The sequence below is a fragment of the Endozoicomonas sp. ALE010 genome, assembly GCF_049310165.1.
Taxonomy (GTDB): Bacteria; Pseudomonadota; Gammaproteobacteria; order Pseudomonadales; family Endozoicomonadaceae; genus Endozoicomonas.
On the sequence record NZ_JBLYNV010000181.1, the window covers coordinates 1 to 1,510 of the forward strand.

1 protein-coding gene is annotated in these 1,510 nt (G+C 47.4%); it reads right to left on the minus strand.

The window, feature by feature from the left end:
• Positions 1 to 251 precede the first annotated feature (251 nt).
• The coding region (locus ACO6UY_RS24625; RefSeq protein WP_422491689.1) for an IS1634 family transposase at positions 252 to 1,510 on the minus strand (1,259 nt) is incomplete at its 5' end.

The window sequence follows — 1,510 nt, forward strand, 5'->3', positions numbered from 1 at the left end:
GCTTCTGCCGGGGGGTTCGGGGCTGCTTCCGGGGGTATCAGGGATGCATGTGTTGTCGGGGCTGCCGGGGGGTGCGGGGCTCTTGCCGGGGGGGTTGTTGGGGGGAATACGGCTAATATCCTATATTTACAACAGGAAATGAATCCAGTAGTTGTGTGAAAAAAAATCTTTCAGGCCCGCTAACGGGTTGAATTGAATAAATCATTATAATTATTTAAATGATTGTAATGATCTGCCTTTCACCACCCCTATCAGGAATACGCCGACTCGTAAAAAATGCCCAAAATTTGAATGACCGTCCATTGTCTTTCCTTCAAACCGACTACATGTTCCTCCTGATTATTGACCGTTAAGACATTTATTCCCTGGAAACAGAAAAAAACCCATCTCGCTGTTGGATTCTGGCAGGGCTTCTTTTTCTGGTTTGGAAATACCCGGCTCTGCTTTTTCAGCTCGTTGCGTATTCTGTGTTGGATAGCAGCATAGACCATCAGACACAGTGTCATCACCATTAACAGTGCTTCAATACGCTCAGCTTTCTTCAGATAGAGTGAAGAGACCAGAAAGTCCGGGCTTTTCAGGAACCGAAAGCCGCCCTCAACCTGTTGTTGTGACTTGTAGGTAGACAGCAGCTCCGTGGCATTCATGACATTCTGATCCAATTCATTGGTGCCCAGGATAAAGCAACCCAGTGAGGCCTGTGCATTCTCCCTTTTCTGACAAGGAACAAAGCATTCAGCCTGCACAAAGTATTCAAAGTGATCGGGCTTGCTATCTGGTGATGGCCGTCCCTTGCCCGAATAGCAAGGCTTACCGGTAACCTCAGGCTCCGTTGCACTCTGGCAGAGTTTCGATTGTTTCTGCCATAAGGCAAAAGCCTTCAATGCATCGTCCCGACACAGAAAGGCCTTTTTTCCCAGCTTTTCCAGATCACGGGCTTCTTTCAGTGACTGCTTCTGCATCTTTCGGGTCAGTGTTTTCTGTTCAACCAGCCTGCGCTTTTTGTTGAGAAACAAGGACCATCGTTGTTTAACATCTCCATAGCAGGAAGGCACTTCAGCAGAGTAATAATCTTCATAACCTTCAACCGGCTCCAATGACATGGCTGGCGCTTTGCCGACCAACTCCTTTGCACCCTTGATATTCAGGGGTACCCGGGAGATAAACAGCTGCTTTTGCTCGTCAAGCAACTGAAGGGTTTCAGCAACGTACATGGCAGCGTCAGCGACCAGATAGCGGCTATTCAAAGCCGCCTTAAAGCACGACAGATGGTTTTTGATAATTTCCTGAAAACAGGTTTTGTCGTTTACATTACCGCTGGCAGGTGCCATAAACACTGGAATACCTGCCTCATTTTCGGTCATTAACTGCAAGACCACCTGATTCAGGTCAGGTCGATGGTCACGGCTGTAACCGCGACAGATATGGATACAATTCAAGTCATCAGGATTTTCATGACTGTTATAGATTCCATCCACATGAAAGCTGGTGCCATCCAGATTCAATGCCT